Below are 2,545 nucleotides of genomic sequence, written 5' to 3'. Positions count from 1 at the left end.
GACGGCGCGCGCCGTCTCCCGGGTCGTCTCGGGCATGGCCCCGCCGAGGGAGAGCAGGGTGCCGACGAGGTGCACGTCGGCCTCGACGGCCTCCAGCATCTCCGGCTCCAGGAGGAGGGTGGCGAGCCCGAGCCGGTCGATGGCGTCGCGCTGCATGACCTGGACGACGGAGGTCGGGAAGTACGTACGGATGTCGCCGAGCCAGCGGGCGACGGAGGGCGCGGAGGTGCCGAGCCCGGCTCCGCCGCCCTGGCCCTTGCGGTCGTAGAGCGCGGTGAGGGCGCCGTCCATGGCGGCGTCGGTGCCGCTGAGCGCCCGGCCGGTGCCGTCGGCGTCCCCGCCGCCGAGCACGAGCCGCCAGCGCCGCAGTCGCTCGTCGGTCATCACGCGTGGGTCTCCGTTCCGAGGATGAGCTGGAGCAGGGGCAGTACGGCATCGGCCCGCGCATGATCGGGAGTGGGCCCGAAGCCGGGGACACGGGGAACGGAGCCCCCCGCCCCACCGGCCCGGGGCCCCCGCGCGACGAGCTCGCCAAGGGTCCGGCGGACGCCCGTCTCGTACGTGGCGAAGGTGCGGCGCAGCAGCGGCAGGACGTCGGTGAAGGCCGCGTCCGGCACCCCTGCCAACCAGGCGTCGACAAGCCCGAGGAGCCGCTCGTCATGGACGAGGAGCAGCCCGCCGCCGGAGGCCCCGCCGACGAATCCGTCGATCCAGGCGGCGGCGTCGCCGGGCGGGGTACCGGGCGAGAGAGCCCGGCTCATGAGCACCGCGGCCTCACCGTCCCCGATCCCACCTTCGTCGAGGAGGAGCCGCGCGGCCCTCCCCCGAAGCACACCGGGTATCCGGTCACGGTCGGCGAGCGGCCGCAGCACTCCGGTCCAACGCCCGGCGAGGCCACCGGCAGGGCGTCCAGGGGCGGCGGGCTCGGTGGGCACGGTCGGCGCGGCGGCCGTCTCGGGGCGGTCCTGGAGGAGGCCGATCGCCGTGTGGACGGCATCGAGGCGGTCGCGCATCTCGGCGGCGGCGTCCGCGTCGAGTCCGGCGCAGGCGGGCGGCAGGCCGACGCAGATCCGCTCGGCGAGCCCGGCGGCGACCTCGCCGAGGGCGGCCGTGCCGGTGCCGCGGACGTCGCCGTAGCGCAGGGAGCGGGCCAGGGCCGGGAGGGCCTGGGCGAGGTGGGCGACGTCGGTGTCGAGCGCGGCCCGGTCGGCGAGCGCCCGCATGACGACGGGCAGCGCGTCGGTGAGCCCGGCGAGGAGGCAGTGCTCGGCGAGCGCGGTGACGTCGGCGAGGGCGGTCGCGGCGAGGGCCAGGGACTCGGCCTTGGCGGTGGCGGCGCCCTCGACGGTGGTGCCCCAGACGCCGGCCTCGGCGACCTGGACGTGCAGCTCGGGCTCCCAGCGCAGCCGCCAGGTCTCGCGGAAGGTGCCGGTGCCGGCGCGTCCGGCGGCCGGTTCGCCCCAGTGGACGCCGAGGAGGCGCAGCCGGTGCAGCAGACGGCTGCGCTCGCCGTCGGTGTCCTTGCGGAGGTCGAGGCCGAGCTCGCGCTCCTGCGCCTCGGGCTTGAGGCGCAGGGTGCGCTGGCGGCGGGCCAGATCGCGCTGGAGGGGTACGGCGGGGGCGCCGGCCGGGACCTCGCCGAGGACGTCGCCGACGACGAGGCGGTCGCGGACGAGGCCGAGCGGCACGTCGGAACCCTCGCAGAGGACGGCGCGGACGGCGTCGGTCGTCTCGTCGAGGCCGGGGAGCGGGCGGCCGCGCAGCGCGGCGAGGGTCTCGGCGAGCCGGACGGCCTCGATGACGTGGGCGGAGGAGACGGGGTGGTCCTCGGCCCTGAGGAGGCCGGCGACCTTGGTCATCCAACGCTCGACGGGCCGGTCGGGGGCGGCGAAGAGGTGCCCGTACCAGCCGGGCGCGTCGATTCCGGCCCCGTAGCCGGAGCGGCGGGCGAGCCTGCGGTGGGTCCAGGGGACCCAGGTCAGCTCGGCCTTCACCTTGGGCAGGCCCTTCAGGAGGGCCTTGTCGGCGGTGACGGTGGTCCTGCGGGTGAGGGCGGGCACGTGCCAGGCGCCGCAGACGACGGCGACGGAGTCGCCGAACTCCTTGCGGGCGGCGCGCAGCTGGAGCCGCATGTACGCCTCGCGGACCAGGTCGCGGGGGTGGCCGCCGTGCCCGTACGTCTCGCGCAGGGCGCCCATGGCCTCGGCGAGGGCCTCGAAGGGGGCGGTGGGGTCGCCGTCGCCGCGCAGCTCGACGACGTCCTCCCACCAGCGCTCGGCGTCCTCGTACCCGGCGGCGCGGGCGAGTTCAGCGACCGGGTCGATCCGCAGGCCGCTGCCGGCGACCGCCTCGTCGTCCTCCTCGTCCCGCCAGGTGGGGTCGGCGGCGGCGAGGGTGTGGGCGGCGGGCAGGTCGACGAAGCGGACGGTGGCGCCCCGGTCGAGGGCCCAGCGGATCGCGACCCACTCGGGCGAGAACTCGGCCATCGGCCAGAACGCGGCCCGTCCGGGGTCGTCCACGGCGTGGGCGAGCAGCGCGACCGGCG

General features: G+C 77.1%; 1 protein-coding gene and 1 pseudogene. Both read right to left on the bottom strand.

What is annotated here, in order from left to right:
* Positions 1-384, bottom strand: a pseudogene (locus tag CCN56_RS40460) (hypothetical protein); the annotation flags it as partial.
* Positions 384-2,545: DUF5682 family protein (locus CCN56_RS40455; protein ID WP_086832530.1), on the bottom strand; the 2,162-nt coding region annotated here is incomplete at its 5' end. The pseudogene CCN56_RS40460 and the gene CCN56_RS40455, both read right to left, overlap by 1 nt.

Source organism: Streptomyces sp. NRRL B-24572 (genome assembly GCF_002156145.1).
Taxonomy (GTDB): domain Bacteria; phylum Actinomycetota; class Actinomycetes; order Streptomycetales; family Streptomycetaceae; genus Streptomyces; species Streptomyces vietnamensis.
This window is presented reverse-complemented; position numbering and strand designations above follow the sequence as displayed.